Here is a 347-nt window from a genome sequence, read left to right as displayed (position 1 = left end):
CACCACCGGGAGGGACGAGTCTGCCGCTGGACCTCGAAGGTCACGCTGCCAAGGTCCTCTCCCAGTGGTGGAGGTGGACCAGCGGGAACTTCCCGCCGCTGCTGATGTTGACGGATGAGCGCTGCCAAGCCGCGCCGAGCAGCACCGCCTCGATGGCGTGCTTGAGCCCGGCGTGGGCGTCGGAGATGACCAGCTGCACCCCGGTGAGGCCGCGGGTCTTTGTCTCGCCCTCGGTCTGATGGAGGCTCTCAATCCCAGGGAGGATGGGAGTCATGGTGGCACCGAGGAAGTATCCGGAGGAGTTGCGGGAGCGGGCGATCCGGATGGCGGTCGAGGCGCGGCGTGAT

General features: G+C 67.7%; 1 pseudogene. It reads right to left on the bottom strand.

Going from position 1 to position 347, the window contains the following annotated elements:
• Positions 1–106 precede the first annotated feature (106 nt).
• Positions 107–220: pseudogene (locus tag E1212_RS29165) on the bottom strand (transposase); the annotation flags it as partial.
• Between the last annotated feature and the right edge of the window lie 127 nt (positions 221–347).

It is taken from the genome of Jiangella ureilytica (genome assembly GCF_004348545.1).
Classification (GTDB): Bacteria; Actinomycetota; Actinomycetes; order Jiangellales; family Jiangellaceae; genus Jiangella; species Jiangella ureilytica.
This window is presented reverse-complemented; position numbering and strand designations above follow the sequence as displayed.